Here is a 16496-nt window from a genome sequence, read left to right as displayed (position 1 = left end):
TCCACCGCCCCGCCGCCCCCCTCGGAGGAACGATGACCGAAGCCGTCCCGGCCGCGAGCGCGACACGCGAGCCCTGGCAGGACCCCGGGTCACCGGCCGCCGAGCGGGTCGCCGACCTGCTGGCCCGGATGACGCCGGAGGAGAAGGCGGGGCAGCTCGCCGGGTTCTGGGCGATGCCCGCCGAACCGGGCGAGCCCGTCGCCCCGATGGAGGACGACTCGAACGAGACCGCCCCGGCCCTGGACGAGGTCGTCGAGCGGGGCCTCGGCCAGCTCACCCGCGTGTTCGGGACCTCGCCCGTCCCGGCCGCCGAGGGCGCCGCCCGGCTGCGCGAGCTGCAGCGCCTGGTCGCCGCCGGCAACCGGTTCGGCATCCCGGCGATCGCGCACGAGGAGTGCCTCAACGGCTTCATGACGTGGGGCGCCACCGTGTTCCCCAGCCCGCCCGCGTGGGGCGCCACCTTCGACGCCGACCTCGTCGGCGAGATGGCCGCCGCGATCGGGTCCAGCATGCGCGCGGCCGGCGTCCACCAGGGCCTCGCGCCCGTGCTGGACGTCGTCCGCGACGCCCGCTGGGGCCGGACGGAGGAGTGCATCGCCGAGGACCCGTATCTCGTCGGGGTCCTCGGCACCGCCTACGTGAGAGCCATGGAACGGTCCGGGGTGGTCACCACGCTGAAGCACTTCGCCGGCTACTCCGCCTCCCGCGCGGGCCGCAACATGGCGCCGACGCCGATCGGGCCGCGCGAGTTCGCCGACGTCGTCCTCGAACCGTTCGTCATGGCGCTGCGCGAGGGCGGCGCCCGCTCGGTCATGCACTCCTACACCGACGTGGACGGGATGCCGGCCGCCGCCGACGAGCGGCTGCTGACCGGGCTGCTGCGCGAGGAGCTGGGCTTCACCGGCCTCGTCGTCGCCGACTACTTCGGCATCTCCTTCCTGGAGACCCGGCACCGGGTGGCCGGGTCGCGGGGCGAGGCCGGCGCCCTCGCGCTGCGCGCCGGGATCGACGTGGAGCTGCCGACCGTCCGCTGCTACGGTGAGCCGCTGCTGGAGCTGGTCCGGTCGGGCGTCGTGCCGGAGGAGCTGCTGGACCGGGCCGCCGGCCGGGTGCTGGCGATGAAGGCGAAGCTCGGCCTGCTGGACGGCGTCCCCGGCGACGGGGACGGCGCGACGCTGGACTTCGACCCGCCGGAGCACCGCGCGCTCGCGCGGCGGCTGGCCGAGGAGTCGGTCGTCCTGCTCGCCAACGACGGCGTGCTGCCGCTGCGCTCCGGCGACGGCGTCGTGGTGACGGGGCCGCTCGCGGAGGACCCGTTCGCGATGATGGGCTGCTACACGTTCCCGAGCCATGTCGGCCGCCAGCATCCGGAGCTGCCGCTCGGCGTGGAGATCCCGGCCGTCGCGGACGCGCTGCGGGACGAGCTGCCCGGCGTCCGGGTGGCGGGCTCGAAGGACGTGTTCGTCGCCGACGACGCCGACATCGAGGCCGCCGTCGCCGCGGCCCGGGACGCCGAGGTGTGCGTGCTCGTGCTCGGCGACCGGGCGGGGCTGTTCGGCCGCGGCACGTCCGGGGAGGGCTGCGACGTCGAGACGCTCGCGCTGCCCGGCCGGCAGGCGGAGCTGGCCCACGCCGTCCTGGACACCGGAACCCCCACGGTCATCGTGATGCTGACCGGCCGCCCGTACGCGATCGAGGGCATCGCCGACCGGGCCGCCGCCGTCGTGCAGGCGTTCTTCCCCGGAGAGGAGGGCGGGCGCGCGGTCGCGGGCGTCCTCGCCGGACGGGTCGACCCGTCCGGGCGGATGCCGATCAGTGTGCCGCGCCGCGCGTCCGGCCCTCCAGTCACCTACCTGCGCTCGCCGATGGACGGCGGGCACGACTGGAGCACGGTCGACCCCGTCCCGCTGTACCCGTTCGGGTACGGCCTGACCTGGACGACGTTCGAGTACGAGGATCTGCGGGTCGGCGAGCGCGCCACCACGGACGGGACCGTCACGGTCAGCGCGGTCGTCCGCAACACCGGCGACCGCGCGGGCACCGAGGTCGCGCAGCTCTACCTGTCCGACCCGGTCGCGTCGGTCGTGCGGCCGGCGCGCTGGCTCGCCGGGTGGGCCCGGATCCGGCTGGAGCCCGGCGCGGCGGCCCGGGTCGAGTTCGAGGTGCACGCCGACCGGACCTCGTTCACGGGACCGGACCTGCGCCGCATCGTCGAGCCGGGCGTGGTCGAGGCCGCGGTCGGGCGGTCGAGCGCCGACCTGCCGCTGCACGGCTCCTTCACGCTGGACGGGCCCGTCCGGGAACTCGGCCCGGACCGCGTCCTCACCGTCCCGGTGCGGGTGACGCCGCTTTGACCCTGCTCAGCGATCCCGTCCTGCCGGGTTTCCACCCGGACCCGTCGATCTGCCGCGTGGGCGGTGACTACTACCTGGTGACGTCCACGTTCGAGTGGTTCCCGGGCCTGCCGGTGTTCCACAGCCGCGACCTGGTGCACTGGCGGCAGGCCGGGCACGCGCTCGACCGGCCGGAGCAGCTCCCCCTCGACGGCGTCCCGGCGTCGGGTGGCCTGTACGCGCCGACCCTCCGCCACCACGACGGCACCTTCTACCTCGTGTGCACGCTCGTGGACGGCCGGGAGTGGTCGGGGCACTTCGTGATGACCGCGTCCGATCCGGCCGGGCCGTGGTCGGACGCGCACCGGCTGGACGGCGAGGGCATCGACCCGTCCCTGTTCTTCGACGACGACGGCCGGGCGTGGTGCACCGGCACCCGGCCGACCGGTCGGTACGAGGGGCACACCGAGATCTGGCTGCGCGAGTTCGACCCGGCGGCGCTCGCGCTGACCGGCGACGAGCACGTGCTCTGGGACGGTGCGGTCAAGGGCGCGATCTGGTCGGAGGGCTCCCACCTCTACAAGATCGGCGAGCGGTACTTCCTGCTGACCGCCGAGGGCGGCACCGCGATGGACCACGCCGTCATGGTCGCGCGCGCCGACGCGGTGACCGGCCCGTACGAGGGGAATCCGCGCAACCCGATCCTGACCCACCGCAACCTCGGCACCGGCCATCCCGTCATCGGCACCGGGCACGCCGATCTGGTGGAGACGCCGGACGGCGAGTGGTGGGCCGTGCTGCTCGCGATGCGCCCGCACCACGGCGACCGGTGCGCCCTCGGCCGGGAGACGTTCCTGGCCCCCGTGGTCTGGGAGGACGGGTGGCCGGTCACCGGCGGGCACCTGGAGGCGAGCCGCCCGACCCCCTCACCGCCGCCGCACCCGTGGCCGGCCGTCCCGGTGTGCGACCAGTTCGACGGGCCCGAGCTCGGCCCGTCCTGGAACATGCTGCGGACTCCGCGGGAACGCTGGTGGAGCCTGGCCGAGCGTCCCGGGCATCTGCGGCTGCGCGTCCGGCCCGAGAGCCTGTCGGACGTCGCCAACCCGTCGTTCGCAGGGCGCCGCCAGCAGCACCACGACTTCGCCGCCTTCACCGCGCTGGACTTCACGCCGGCCGATGAGGAGCTGGCGGGGCTGGCGCTCGTCCAGAACAACGACTTCCACGTCCTGCTGGTGTTGACGAGCATGGGGCTCCGGCTCATCAAGCGCGAGCAGGGCATCGAAACGGTGCTGGCGAGAGGGCCGGCCGTCTCCGGGCCGGTCAAGCTCGGTTTCGAGGCGCACGGGCGCTGGTACCAGGCGTCCTACAGCGTGGAGCCGGGCGTCTGGACGCCGCTGGGCGATCCTGTGGACGGCGACATCCTCACCAGCCAGGTAGCGGGCGGCTTCACCGGCACCTACATCGGCCTCTACGCGACCTCCAACGGCCGGGCAAGCACGAACCACGCCGACTTCCCCTGGTTCGAATACACCCCGCTCTAAAGGAGGAGGGCGGGGTCGGCGATCACGCGCTCCACGACGAGCCCGGCCGCGCCGAGGACGGCGGCGCCCTCGGCGAGGCCGGAGACCTCGACGGGCGGCGCGCCGCGCCGCAGCGAGCCGGAGCCGTTCGCGAGGACGTCCTGGAGCGGGGGGCGGACCCATTCGGCCAGCGGGGAGAAGACTCCGCCGAGGACGACGGTGTCCGGGTCGATCAGGTTGACGACCGAGGCGAGCGCGCCGCCGAGCGCCCGGCCGGCGCGGGTCACCGCGTCCAGGGCGGCCGCGTCGCCGGCGGTGAGCCGCTCGACGAGCCGGCCGACCGAGCCTTCCGGTCCGCCGGCCGGCCGCGTCACCGGCAGCCCGGCCGCGCGCAGGATCGCCTCCTGGCCGGCGATCTGCTCCAGGCAGCCGTGCCCGCCGCAGGAGCAGGGCGGGCCGGACGGCTCGGCGATGAGATGGCCGAGTTCCCCGGCGAAGCCGTGCGCGCCGCGGAACACCCGCCCGTCCACGACGATGCCGGCGCCGATCCCGATCTCGCCCGACACGTGCACGAAGTCGCCGAAGCGGGCGCCGCCGCCGAACCACAGCTCGCCGAGGGCGGCCAGGTTGGCCTCGTTGTCGTACTCGGCGGGCAGCGCGGTCGCGAGGCCGGGCGCGCCGGTGACGGGGACGTCGGTCCAGCCGAGGTTCGGGGCGCGCCGCACCACGCCGTTCTCGCGGTCGAGCAGGCCGGGCAGGGCGACCGCGGCGCCGGCGACGGTGAGGCCCTGGCCGGCGGCGGCCGCGACCGCCTCGGCCGCGAGCGCGGACAGCGCGGCGAGGACTGCGCCGGGCTCGCGGCCGCGGTTGCCGGCGCTGACCACGTGCCGGTAGCGGACCTGCCTGGCGAGGTCGACGACGCAGGCGGCGAGGTAGTCGACGTTGACCTCCAGGCCGAGCCCGGCGGCGCCGTCACCGCGGACGGACACCCCCACGCCGGGGCGTCCGCGCTCCCCCTCGTGGACCGGCGCGCCGTCCCGGACCAGCCCGGCGCCCTCCAGCAGTGCGACGAGGTTCGAGACGGTGGTCTTGGTGAAACCGGTCAGTTCGGCGAGCCGCGCCCTGGTCACGGGCTGGTACCGGGCCACGTGCTCCAGGACGACGGCGAGGTTCCGCTCACGCATCGTCGCGTGCCGGACGGGGGCGTTCGCGGACTTCGTCATGAATCAACCCTAAATGAAACGCGTCTATAGGCAGGGCGGTGGCCCTCTGCTACGTTAATTAGTCCAAGCTCTTTACGAAAGGGGTCCGGGATGGCCGGGAGCCTGGTCGCGGGCGTCGACTCCTCGACGCAGTCGACGAAGGTCGTCCTGTGCCGCGCCGAGGACGGCGCGGTGGTCGCGGAGGCGTCGGCGCCGCACCCGGACGGCACCGAATGCCACCCGGACCACTGGTGGAGCGCGCTCTCCCGGGTCCGCGAGGTGCTGGAACGGGCCGACGCGGTCGCCGTCGGCGCACAGCAGCACGGCATGGTCGCGCTCGACGGCGCGGGCGAGGTCGTCCGGCCCGCGCTGCTGTGGAACGACACGCGCTCGGCGCAGCACGCCCGCGCCCTCATCGAGGAACTCGGCGGCGCGAAGTCGTGGGCCGAGCGGACGGGCAGCGTGCCGGTCGCCTCCTTCACCGTCACCAAGCTGCGGTGGATGGCCGAGAACGAGCCGGAGAACGCGCGGCGCACGGAGCAGGTCATGCTGCCGCACGACTGGCTGACGCTGCGGCTCGGCGCTCCCGAACCGGTCACCGACCGGGGCGACGCGTCCGGCACCGGCTACTGGTCCCCCGCGTCCGGCGAATACCTGCCCGACCTGCTGCGCGCGGCGCTCGGCCGCGACGCCGAGACGCCGCGCGTCGCGGCCCCCGGCGAGAAGGTCGGCGAGACGGCCTGGGGCGCGGCGCTCGGCCCGGGCACCGGCGACAACATGGGCGCCGCGCTCGGCCTCGGGCTGCGTCCCGGCGACGTCGTGGTGTCGATCGGCACGTCCGGGACGGCGTTCGCGGTCGCGGACGTGCCCGCCGCCGACGCGTCCGGCCTGGTCGCCGGGTTCGCCGACGCGAATGGGCGGTTCCTCCCGCTCGTCGCCACGCTGAACGCCGCGCGGATCCTCTCGTCCGCCGCCGCGATGACGGGGGCCACGCTGGAGGAGCTGTCCGCGCTCGCCCTCGCCGCCGAGCCCGGCGCCGGCGGCGTGACGCTGCTCCCCTACCTGGACGGGGAACGCACCCCGAACCGTCCGTCCGCGACCGGTGTCGTCGCGGGCCTCACCACTGCCAACGCGACCCGCGAGAACGTGGCGCGGGCGGCGGTCGAGGCGCTGCTGTGCTCCCTCGCGGACGCGGTCGACCATCTCGCCGCGCAGGGCGTCCGGCCCCGCCGCACCCTGCTGATCGGCGGCGGCGCACGCTCGGCGGCCGTCCGAGAACTGGCCCCGGCGATTCTGGGAACACCCGTGACCGTGCCCGAGCCCGCCGAGTACGTGGCGCTCGGCGCCGCCCGCCAGGCGGCCTGGGCACTCGCCGGGACGACCGAACCGCCCGAATGGCCGGCACCGCCCGCCACTGAGCACACCAGCGACCACACCGCGACGGACGTCCGCGAACGCTACGCCGCGCTGCGCGACTCCGCCCCGGAGATCTGAGGAGGATTCCCATGAGCGACTACACACCGACACCCGAGGACCGGTTCTCGTTCGGCATCTGGACGGTCGGCTGGCAGGGCGTCGACGTGTTCGGCCCCGGCACCCGCCCGCCGATGCCCGCCGACCGCGCCGTCCGCAAGCTCGCCGAGATCGGCGCCTACGGCGTCAACTTCCACGACAACGACGTGTTCGACTTCGACGCCACGCCCGGCGAGCGGCAGGAGAAGGTCAACGCGTTCCGCAAGGCCCTGGACGAGACGGGCCTCGTCGTCACCACCGCCACCACCAACCTGTTCGGCCACCCCATCTTCAAGGACGGCGCGTTCACCGCCAACGACCGCGACGTCCGCCGCTTCGCGCTCCGCAAGGTCATGGACAACCTCGACCTCGCCGCCGAACTCGGCGCGAAGACCTACGTGTGCTGGGGCGGCCGCGAAGGCGCCGAGTCCGGCGCCGCCAAGGACGTCCAGGCCGCCCTGGACCGTTACAAGGAGGCGTTCGACGTCCTCGGCGCCTACGTCGCCGACCAGGGCTACGACCTGCGCTTCGCGATCGAGCCGAAGCCCAACGAGCCGCGCGGCGACATCCTGCTCCCCACCATCGGCCACGCCCTCGCCTTCATCCAGACCCTGGAGTACTCCGGCACCGTCGGCCTCAACCCCGAGGTCGGGCATGAGGAAATGGCCGGCCTCAACTACGCGCACGGCCTCGCCCAGGCCCTGTGGCAGGGCAAGCTGTTCCACATCGACCTGAACGGCCAGCACGGCCCCCGCTACGACCAGGACCTCCGCTTCGGCGCCGGCAACACGCGCGGCGCGTTCTGGGTCGTCGACCTCATCGACAACAGCGACTACAGCGGCCCCATCCACTTCGACTTCAAGCCGCCGCGCACCGAGGACGACGAAGGCGTGTGGGAGTCGGCCGCCGCCTGCATGCGCAACTGGCTGATCCTCCGCGAGAAGGTCCGCGCCTTCCGCGCCGACCCCGACGTCCAGGACGCCCTCCGCCAGGCCAAGGTGGCGGAACTGGCCCAGCCCACCCTCGCCGAAGGCGAAGACTGGCGCTCCGTCCGCAACGCCACCGCCGACGCCGAAACGCTCGGCGCCCGCCGCACCGCATTCGAACACCTCGACCAGCTGGCCCTAGAACACCTCTACGGGACTCGATAACTCCCTGGGGGGCGACCCCCTGGAACCCCCGTCACGACGCAGGCGATCCTCACGCCTTGTTTCTGTCGTTGTGCCCGTTGCGGTCTGTGGGCGCTGCGGTCGCCTGCGTCGTCGGGCATGCCCGCTCCGGGCGCTAGAGCGCCCTCCGCGTGCCTGCCCGTGGTTGTCGCTCAGGTCTGTGTCCAGCCTTCGGTCCAGTCCAAGAGGGTGGGGTGTGACTCGTCCAAGAGGGTCAGTCACATCCCGCTCAAGGTGCCGTTCACCATGGCTTGGGTGAGGGTGCGTGCGTCTTCGAGGGTTACCGTTTCGGGTGGACGGGTCGCGAGGTCGAACAGGGTGGCACCGTAGAGGGTGATCAGTGCTTGGACCTGGATGCGAGGGGTGTTGAGGCCCAGGTCACGGTGCATCTGGACGGTGAAGTCGAGGGTGGGTTCTGCCAGTTGGGCCAGTGCCTCGCGTAGGTGCGGGCGGCGGGTGGCCTCCAGGGTCAGCTCGTAGACCGCCAGGTAGCGGGTGCGTTGCTCGGTGGCCGCGTGGTGGAGGGACAGGGCCATCAGCTCGATGAGCGTTTCGCGGTCGATGGGGGTCGGGGTTCCGCCGGTCGCGGCCGTCATGTCCCGCTTGTGCAGTTCGATCACGCGGTCGGCGGCGGCTTGGAGTAGAGCGTCCCGGCTGCGGAAGTAATTGGACGCGGTCCCGGGGGGAAGGTCTGCCCGCTCGTCCACCGAGCGGTGGCTCAGGCCGTGGATTCCGGCATGTCCCAGCACCTCGATCGCGGCGTCGGCTAGGGCACGGCGTCGCTCCAGGTTCTGCGGTGGCGGCACCCCGCCAGATTATCACTATGGTGTTAGTACTAACATCGTAGTGATATCTGATCTCGGGAGGCGTCATGCGGGTTCTGATCATCGGGGCTGGGGTCGGGGGGCTGGCGGCGGCCGTGGCGCTGCGGGCGGACGGGCATGAAGTGACCGTCGCCGAGGAGGCCGCCGCGCTGCGCACCGGAGGTGCCGCCGTGACGCTGTGGAGCAACGGGACCGGCATCCTGCGGGACCTCGGGGTGTCGCTGGACGGGGTCGGCGCCCCGATCGACGTCCTGGAGCAGCGGGATGCGGACGGGCGGCGCCTGGTCTCGGTCGATGTCGCGCGGGCCGCGCGGGTCCATGGGCATCCGCACGTCTGCCTGCCTCGGCGGCGGCTTCTCGAACGTCTCATGGACGCCCTGCCGGACGGGGTCGTCGAGTTCGGGCGCGCCTGTACCGGTGTCTCCCAGGAGGGTGGGACGGTGCGGGCCGGGTTCGCGGACGGGTCGGTCGGCGAGGCCGATCTGGTGGTCGGGGCCGACGGGCGGCGGTCGGTCGTGCGGGACCAACTGTGGGGCGGGGATCCGGCGGAGCCGACCGGCTGGGGTACGTGGCAGGGGCTCGGGCCCGTCCCGATCGATGTGGTGTCCTCGCGGGTCGGGCTGATGATCGCCGGCAAGGGCGGTAGCTGCGGGCTGATGCCCGCCGGCGAGGGGCTTCTGCAGTGGTGGTTCGACATGCCGTGGTCGCCGGACGAGCCGCCGCTCGCCGAGCCGCTCGCGGAGATCCGGCGGCGTTTCGGGCACTGGTGCACGCCCGTGCCCGAGGTGCTGGCGGCGGTCCGGGAGGCCGATGTGGAGCTGTTTCCGCACTACCGCCACCGGGTGCCGAGGAAGTGGGGAGCCGGGCGCGTCACGCTCGCCGGCGACTCGGCGCACTCGATGCCGCCGACGCGAGCGCAGGGCGCCAACCAGGCGCTGGAGGACGCGTGGGCGCTGGCGGCCGTCCTGCGCGCCAAGCCGGACGACGTGCCCGCCGCCTTGCGCGAGTACGAGCGGAAGCGCTCGCGCAAGGCGGGGATCGTCGCCCGCCATGCCGGCCGCGAGGACATCAACCGGCTGCCCTCCTTCGTCTCCCGCCTCGCCCCCGACGGGCTGACCGGTGTCTACTACACGCGCTGGCTCGCCCAGATCAGCGACTTCCTCTGATCACGGGTCCTCTGATCACGGGGCGGCCAGGGCCTCGGTAGGGGCGAGGCGGGCCGCCCGGATGGCCGGGTAGAGGCCCGCGACACCGCCGATGAGCAGGGTGGCGAGGATGCCGCCGGCCATCGCCTATACCGGGACGACGGTCGGCCAGCCCTGCGTCACCGCGAACACGGCGGTGACGACGATGCCGATGGCCACGCCGCCCACGCCGCCGAGTGCCGCGAGGAGCTGCGACTCGGTGAGGAACTGGAGGCGGATCTGGCCGCGGGTCGCGCCGAGGGAGCGGCGCAGGCCGATCTCCGCGCGGCGCTCCAGGACCGAGATCACCATCGTGTTGGCGACGCCGACGCCGCCGACCAGCAGTGCGACGCCGCCGAGGCCGAGGAGCAGGCCGGTGAACGCCTCGTCGGTGGCGTTCTGCGCGGCGAGCGCGTCGGACGGGCGGCTGACCTCCACCTCGGTCGGGGCCTGCGGGTTCGCGGTGGCGGCGAGCAGGTTCCGGACGTTCTCCACCGCGTCCTCGCGGGCGCGGGTGTAGATGGTGGTGGGGTGGCCGTCGAAGCCGAGGTGGGCGACGGCGGCGTCCCAGCCGACGAGGGCGGTGGAGTCCACCTCCGGGACCAGCTCGTTCGGTTCGAGGATGCCGACGACGGTGAACCACTGCGCGCCGAGCCACACCTGGATGTTCGGCGCCGCCACGCCGAGCCGGTCGGCCGTGTCCGCCCCGAGCACGACGGCCGGGTATTTCGCCGTGCCCGCGTTGAGCCAGGTGCCGGCGGCCATGCTGAGGCCGACGGTCTTCGGCAGGTCGAGGCGGGCGGCGAGGACGGCGATGCCGCCGTTCTGCCCTTCCGGGATGTGGTCGTTTCGGTAGACGCTGGTGTCGTCCAGCCTCCCGGTCGCCGACGCAGACTCGACGTCCGGCATCCGCGCCACCATGCCGACCGACTCGTCCGGCAGGTCGGAGTCCGCGCCGAAGAAGTCCTTGCCGGGCCCGACCGTGAGGAGGTTGGTGCCGAGCCGGTCGAGGGTGGCCTGGAGCTGGGCGCGGCTGGACGTGGAGATGCCGACCACGCCGATCATCGCGGCGATCCCGATCGCGATGCCGAGCGCGGACAGGAACACCCGCATCGGGCGGGACCGCAGCCCGGCGGCGCCGACGCGCAGCACGTCACCGGGGCCGAGCCGGGGTGGGGTCGTCGCGGTCACCGTGCGGCCTCCACCCGTGCGTCGTCCACTCGTGCGTCGTCGTGGACGATCCGGCCGTCGCGCATCCGCACCTGGCGGGGCAGCAGCGCGGCGATGTCCCGGTCGTGCGTGATCAGCACGACGGTCGTGCCGCCGGCGGACAGCTCCCGCAGCAGCTCCAGGACGCCCGCGCCGGACGCCGAGTCCAGCGCGCCGGTGGGCTCGTCCGCCAGCAGCAGCGCGGGCCCGCCGCGCGAGCGGCACGCCCCCGTAGAGCAGCCCGTCCGCGACGTTGTCCAGCGCGCTGACGCCGGCGGCGAGGTGGAACTGCTGGAAGACGAACCCGATCCGGCGGGCGCGCAGCGCCGACAGCCGCCGGTCCGGCAGCCGCGACACGTCCGTGCCCTCGACCAGGACGGTCCCGGCGCTCGGCCGGTCGAGCGTGCCGAGCAGGTGCAGCATCGTCGACTTCCCGGACCCGGACGGCCCGACGATCGCGACCAGCTCACGCTCCTCGACGGTCAGCGACACGCCGTCCAGTGCCGTGACGCCGCCGGGGTAGGTCTTGGTGACCTCTTTCAACTCCACGACCGCGCTCATGAGGGCACCCCGACCTTCATGCCTTCTTTCAGGCCGGATCCGGTGATCTCGACTTCCCCTTCGGTGAACACGCCGGTCTCCACCGGGACCGTGCGGGCCCGCCCGTTCTCGACGACCTGGACGGCGTAGCCGCCGTCGCCCTGGGCGAGCAGCGCGCCGATCGGCACGGCGAGGATGTCGCGGTGCCGGTTCGCGGTGAAGCTCACCTTGACGGGCGCCTTGTCGTAGGAGCCGAGCGACTTCTGCGACTTGACCGAGATCTCGATCTCGACGGTCGACGGCTCGCCCTCCTTGCCCTCCTTCGCGACCTTTCCGACCGAGGCGACCTCGCCCTTGACGGTGTCGCCGGACGGCAGCTCGACCTCCACCCCGGCGCCCTTCTTCACGAGCCGCTGGTACTGCACGTCCAGATCGACGGTCACGACACGGGTCGTGCCGGTGCAGGTGAGGACGGGGCCGCCGATCCGGTCGCCGACGTGGGCCTTCCGCTCGGCCACCCTGATCCGGCCGGACGCGACGACGGCCGCGCCCGGCTCGATCCGGCCGGTCTCGTCCACGCCGAGGTCGTCCTGCCAGCGCTTCACCGCCGCGACGGTGGCGGCGCTGTAGGTGTCGTCCACGGTGAACCCGGTGTAGCCCAAGGCCCGCAGGTTGCGTTCGAACTGTTTGACGTCGGCTCCTTCCTTCCCCTGGGAGAGGGTCCGGTAGAGCGGCAGCTTCCCGTACAGCAGGGGCACCGGCTTGTTGTCCACCCGGTACACCGGCCGGCCCCTGGAAATCACCGTTCCGGGCCCGGCGAGCCAGGTGAGGGTGCCGTGCCCGGCGCCGGTGACGGTGTGCGTGTCGCCGTAGCCGAGCGTCCCGTCGACGTCCTGGGTCTCGACGAGGGTCGTCCGCTCGATCGGCGCCGTCGCCGGCGGCAGCGTGCTGTGCGCGGCGGCGGGGTCCCCGCCACCGCCGAGGCCGACGGTCGCGAGGCCGGCACCGCCGGCCACGACCACCCCGGCCGCGCCAAGGACGATGGTGCGCGTCCTGGCCACTAGTCCTCGTCCTTCTTGCTGGACAGCCCCATCCCGCCCGGCTGGAGCTTGCCGCACGCCTTCTGCGCGGCCTTGAACTCCGTGCTCTCCGGGTCTATGCCGGTGCCAGGACCGGCCTTGAGCAGCATCGTTCCGTCGGGCTTCGGGTCGGGGAACTCGCTGACGCCGTGGTCGCGCATGCACTTGGAGAACGCGCGCATCTTGGCCAGGTCCTCCGGCTTGGGCTTGCGCGGCTTGCCGCCGTTCGGCATCAGGTGCGCGCACTTCTTCTGCGCCGCCTCGACCTCGCCGCTGTCCTTCGGGGCGCCTCCCGCGCCGGGTTTCGCGGACGCGCGGATCTCGATCCTGCCGTCCTTCGGGTCCGGCATGTCCACCCCGTTCTCCCGCATGCATTGGGCGAACTCGCGCAGCTTCGCGTCGTCACTGGCCGCCTTGGCGGTACTGCCCGCTCCGGCGCCGCCGCCGTCGCCGCCGCATGCCTGCAGCGTGAAGGCGAGGGCCGGGACGAGTGCCAGCGCCCCGAGCGTCTGTCGTCGCATCGGTCGGTCTCCTCGGTCGGTTCCGCCGGACGGACCGCCGGCGGCGACCGCAAGTCCAGCGCCGGCCCGGTAACCCCGCCGTAACCGGATCTGGTTATGCCCGCGTTACGCCCCGTCCCGCAAGCTGGGCCGGCAGGAACGGCAGCGCGGGACAGGGGACGGCAGACGTGCGGGTACTGATCGCCGAGGACGAGCGGATGCTCGCCGATTCGATCGCCGAGGGGCTGCGGGGCGAGGCCCTCGCCGTGGACGTGGTCTACGACGGGGACGCCGCGCTGGAGCGCCTCGGCGTCAACGACTACGACGTGCTCGTCCTGGACCGGGACCTGCCGGTCGTGCACGGCGACGACGTGTGCCGCGCGGTCGTGGAGTCCGGCGCGCTGGTCCGGGTGCTGATGCTGACCGCCGCCGTGACCGTCCCGGCGCGGGTCGACGGGCTGCGGCTCGGCGCCGACGACTACCTGACCAAGCCGTTCGCGTTCGAGGAGCTGGTGGCGCGGGTGCAGGCGCTCGGGCGGCGCTCCCGCCCGGCGGCGCCGCCGGCGCTGGAGCGCGCCGGGATCCGGCTCGACCCGTCCCGCCGGGAGGTGTACCGGGACGGCCGGTACGTGCACCTGGCGCGCAAGGAGTTCGGGCTGCTCGCCGAGCTGCTGCGCGCGGACGGGACGATCGTGTCCGCCGAGCGGCTGCTGGAGAAGGTGTGGGACGAGCACACCGACCCGTTCACCAACACCGTCCGGGTGACGCTGATGAAGCTGCGCCGCAGGCTCGGCGATCCCCCGGTCATCGAGACCGTCCCGGGAACGGGGTACCGGATCCCATGAGCGGCTTCGGCGAGCGGCTGCGGCCGACGATCCGGATGCGGCTCACCGTGCTCTACACCGGGCTGTTCCTCGGCGCCGGGATCGTCCTGCTGGGCCTGACGTACCTGCTGGTGCAGAACAACCTGCAGCGGCAGGCGGAGCCCCGCGTGAACCAGGTGTTCCAGGGCCAGATCCCGGCGGGCGCGGAATCGGCCGTGGCCCCGGCCGGGCCGTCGCGGGTCGACGTCCAGAAGGTGCTGATCGCCGGGCGGGAGGACTACCAGCGGGAGACGCTGAGCGCGCTGCTGACGCAGGGCGGCATCGCGCTCGGGCTGGTCGGCGCGGCCGGGCTCGGGCTCGGCTGGCTCGTCGCCGACCGGGCGCTGCGCCCCGTCCACGCGATCACCGACACGGCGCGGCGGGTGGCGCGCAGCCACGACCTCACCGAGCGGATCGCCTACGCGGGGCCGCGCGACGACGTCAAGGAGCTGGCCGACACCTTCGACACCATGCTCGGCCGGCTGGCGCGGGCGTTCGACGGGCAGCGGCGGTTCGTGGCGAACGCCTCGCACGAGCTGCGCACCCCGCTCGCCATCAACCGGACGCTCGTGGACGTGGCGGTGCGCCGCCCGGACGCCACCGACGACGTCAAGCGGCTCGGCGAGTCGCTGCTGGTGGTGAACGGCCGGCACGAGCGCCTCATCGACGGCCTCCTCACCCTCGCCGGCACCGAGAACGTCGTGGTGGACCCGGCGCCGCTCGACCTCGCGGACGTGGCCGGCCACGTGCTGGAGCAGGCCGGGCCCGAGGCGCGGGCGCGCGGCGTCGGCACCGGCCGGCGGCTCGGCCCCGCGCCCACCGCCGGCGATCCGGTGCTCGTGGAGCGGCTGGTGCAGAACCTGGTCGAGAACGCGATCCGGCACAACCGCGACGGCGGCGAGCTGTCGGTCACCACCCGCGGCCGGGACGGGTGGGCCGAGCTGGTGGTCGCCAACACCGGGCCGGCCGTCCCCGGCTACGAGGTCGAGACGATCTTCGAGCCGTTCCGGCGGCTCGGCAACGACCGGGTGCGGTCCGACCGCGGGTCCGGGCTGGGGCTGTCGATCGTGCGGGCGACGGCGACCGCGCACGGCGGGACGGTGGCGGCGTCCCCGCGGCCCGGCGGCGGCCTCACCGTGACCGTCCGGCTGCCGTCCCGGGTGCCCGCCGGCGAAGACGCCGCCCGCGGGCTGAGAGATCCGGCGCGATCGGGGTAGCGTCCTTCCAATGACCAGTGCGCATTTGCTCACCGACGGGTTCGACAGGGTTCAGGGGGTCGTCCACGGGGCGGCCGGCGGGCTCACCGCACAGCAGCTCGCCTACCGGCCCGCCGACGGGGCCAACTCGATCGCGTGGCTCGTCTGGCACCTGACCCGCGTCCAGGACGATCACGTCGCCGACGCCGCCGGCACCGCGCAGGTGTGGACGGAGGACGGCTGGGACGGCCGGTTCGGGCTGCCGCTGGACGCGTCCGACACCGGGTACGGGCACACCGGCGACGAGGTCGCGGCGGTGCAGGTGGAGTCGGCCGAGCTGCTGACCGGCTACCACGACGCCGTCCACGACCGGACGGTGAAGTACGTGTCGGCGCTCACCGACGGCGACCTGGAGCGCGTCGTGGACCGCGCGTGGGACCCGCCGGTCACGCTCGCCGTCCGGCTGGTCAGCGTGATCTCCGACGACCTGCAGCACGCCGGCCAGGCCTCCTACGTCCGCGGCCTGCTCCCCGGCGGCTGACCGCCGGCTAGGCGTCGTCCTTGAGCGGGACGCGCCAGACCAGGATCGTGCCGCCGCCGGGCCGGGCGCGGGTGCTGAAGGAACCGCCGTGGTCCTCGGCGCGCTCGCGCATGTTGCGCAGGCCGCTGCGCCGCCCGCCCTCGGGGATGCCGACGCCGTCGTCCTCGACCCGCAGCGTGAGGTCGTCGCCGACGTCGATGACGACGACGGCCTCGCTCGCGCGGGCGTGCCGGGCCACGTTCGACAGCGATTCCTGGACGACCGCGAGGAGGTGCTCGCCGACCGGGTCGTCGACCGCGGTGTCCAGCAGCCCGGCGAGCCGCACCGACGGCGCGAACCCGAGCCGCTCGGCGGCGGCGTCGACCAGCGCGTGCACCCGGCTGCGCAGCGACTCCTCGTCCGGCGGCGCCTGCAGCGCGAAGATGGTGGAGCGGATCTGCCGGATCGTGTCGTCCAGGTCGTCCACCGCCCGCTGCACCCGCGTCGCGACCTCCCGCTTCTGGGTGATCTTGATGGCGGCCATCAGCGTCATCGCGGTCGCGAACAGCCGCTGGATGACGGTGTCGTGCAGGTCCTTGGCGATCCGGTCGCGGTCCTCCAGCAGCGCCAGCCGCTCGGTGTCGCGGCGCCGGTCGGCGAGCTCCAGCGCGACCGCCGCCTGCCCGGCGAACGCCTCCAGCAGCCGCTGCGTCCCCGCGGAGAACAGCGCGCCGCCCGGCGGGTTGATGACGGTGATCGTCCCGCGCGCGGACGCGCCGGTGCCGAGCGGCACCACCAGCAGCGGCCCGACCGGCAGCCCCGACGGCTGGCCCTTATACACATCT

Annotated in this window: 13 protein-coding genes and 2 pseudogenes; 8 read left to right on the top strand and 7 right to left on the bottom strand. The window is 73.8% G+C overall.

The features are described 5' to 3' along the window. The first annotated feature begins 32 nt into the window (after positions 1 to 32). Both HUX53_RS25505 and HUX53_RS25500 read left to right on the top strand, forming a co-directional pair. On the top strand, positions 33 to 2354 hold the full coding sequence (locus tag HUX53_RS25505) for a beta-glucosidase (RefSeq protein ID WP_176405757.1): 2322 nt from the start codon (positions 33 to 35) through the stop codon (positions 2352 to 2354). After that, positions 2351 to 3874, top strand: coding sequence for a glycoside hydrolase family 43 protein (locus HUX53_RS25500; protein ID WP_176405756.1), 1524 nt, complete (start codon positions 2351 to 2353; stop codon positions 3872 to 3874). Before HUX53_RS25505 ends, HUX53_RS25500 begins: the two co-directional genes overlap by 4 nt. Here HUX53_RS25500 and HUX53_RS25495 read toward each other — a convergent pair. Continuing rightward, positions 3871 to 5076, bottom strand: coding sequence for an ROK family transcriptional regulator (locus tag HUX53_RS25495; protein WP_176405755.1), 1206 nt, complete (start codon positions 5074 to 5076; stop codon positions 3871 to 3873). The genes HUX53_RS25500 and HUX53_RS25495 overlap by 4 nt on opposite strands. A gap of 90 nt (positions 5077 to 5166) precedes the next feature. Here HUX53_RS25495 and xylB point away from each other — a divergent pair, with 90 nt between their 5' ends. Continuing rightward, complete coding sequence (gene xylB, locus HUX53_RS25490; RefSeq protein WP_176405754.1) at positions 5167 to 6549, top strand: xylulokinase; 1383 nt, start codon at positions 5167 to 5169, stop codon at positions 6547 to 6549. Between the two features lie 11 nt (positions 6550 to 6560). After that, positions 6561 to 7718 carry a xylose isomerase gene (gene xylA / locus HUX53_RS25485; protein WP_176405753.1) on the top strand — a complete coding sequence of 386 codons (1158 nt, stop codon included), beginning with the start codon at positions 6561 to 6563 and terminating at the stop codon, positions 7716 to 7718. A 236-nt stretch (positions 7719 to 7954) separates the two neighbouring features. Here xylA and HUX53_RS25480 read toward each other — a convergent pair whose 3' ends face one another. Next, positions 7955 to 8542 carry a TetR family transcriptional regulator gene (locus tag HUX53_RS25480; protein ID WP_176405752.1) on the bottom strand — a complete coding sequence of 196 codons (588 nt, stop codon included), beginning with the start codon at positions 8540 to 8542 and terminating at the stop codon, positions 7955 to 7957. A gap of 65 nt (positions 8543 to 8607) precedes the next feature. Between HUX53_RS25480 and HUX53_RS25475 the strand changes: the two genes are divergently transcribed. Then, positions 8608 to 9726 carry an NAD(P)/FAD-dependent oxidoreductase gene (locus tag HUX53_RS25475; protein ID WP_176405751.1) on the top strand — a complete coding sequence of 373 codons (1119 nt, stop codon included), beginning with the start codon at positions 8608 to 8610 and terminating at the stop codon, positions 9724 to 9726. A gap of 126 nt (positions 9727 to 9852) precedes the next feature. Here HUX53_RS25475 and HUX53_RS25470 read toward each other — a convergent pair. The 4 genes and pseudogenes from HUX53_RS25470 to HUX53_RS40170 all read right to left on the bottom strand — a co-directional run. Further along, positions 9853 to 10836, bottom strand: a pseudogene (locus HUX53_RS25470) (ABC transporter permease); the annotation flags it as partial. A gap of 95 nt (positions 10837 to 10931) precedes the next feature. After that, positions 10932 to 11514: pseudogene (locus tag HUX53_RS40175) on the bottom strand (ABC transporter ATP-binding protein). Next, positions 11511 to 12554 (bottom strand): peptidoglycan-binding protein, encoded by a 1044-nt coding sequence (locus HUX53_RS25465; protein ID WP_217919878.1) that lies wholly within the window; start codon positions 12552 to 12554, stop codon positions 11511 to 11513. Before HUX53_RS25465 ends, HUX53_RS40175 begins: the two are co-directional and overlap by 4 nt. Next, positions 12554 to 13093: a hypothetical protein gene (locus HUX53_RS40170; protein WP_217919877.1), complete on the bottom strand. Its 540-nt coding sequence runs from the start codon at positions 13091 to 13093 to the stop codon at positions 12554 to 12556. Before HUX53_RS40170 ends, HUX53_RS25465 begins: the two co-directional genes overlap by 1 nt. A gap of 167 nt (positions 13094 to 13260) precedes the next feature. On the opposite strand from HUX53_RS40170, the gene HUX53_RS25460 reads away from it, so the two are divergent. Genes HUX53_RS25460 through HUX53_RS25450 form a run of 3 tightly spaced genes read left to right on the top strand, consistent with a single transcriptional unit; the run spans position 13261 to position 15672 of the window. Then, entirely contained in the window at positions 13261 to 13917 is a 657-nt protein-coding gene (locus HUX53_RS25460) for a response regulator transcription factor (protein WP_176405750.1), read from the top strand. After that, positions 13914 to 15152, top strand: coding sequence for a HAMP domain-containing sensor histidine kinase (locus HUX53_RS25455; protein ID WP_176405749.1), 1239 nt, complete (start codon positions 13914 to 13916; stop codon positions 15150 to 15152). Before HUX53_RS25460 ends, HUX53_RS25455 begins: the two co-directional genes overlap by 4 nt. A gap of 10 nt (positions 15153 to 15162) precedes the next feature. Continuing rightward, positions 15163 to 15672, top strand: a complete 510-nt coding sequence (locus HUX53_RS25450) for a DUF664 domain-containing protein (RefSeq protein ID WP_176405748.1) — start codon at positions 15163 to 15165, stop codon at positions 15670 to 15672. A 7-nt stretch (positions 15673 to 15679) separates the two neighbouring features. Here HUX53_RS25450 and HUX53_RS25445 read toward each other — a convergent pair. Further along, positions 15680 to 16496, bottom strand: an 817-nt coding sequence (locus HUX53_RS25445; protein ID WP_176405747.1) for a GAF domain-containing sensor histidine kinase, incomplete at its 5' end; no start/stop codon positions are given.

This window comes from Actinomadura sp. BRA 177, assembly GCF_013372625.1.
Classification (GTDB): domain Bacteria; phylum Actinomycetota; class Actinomycetes; order Streptosporangiales; family Streptosporangiaceae; genus Spirillospora.
Note: the sequence above shows the minus strand (reverse complement) of the source record. Positions and strands in the feature narration are given on the sequence as shown.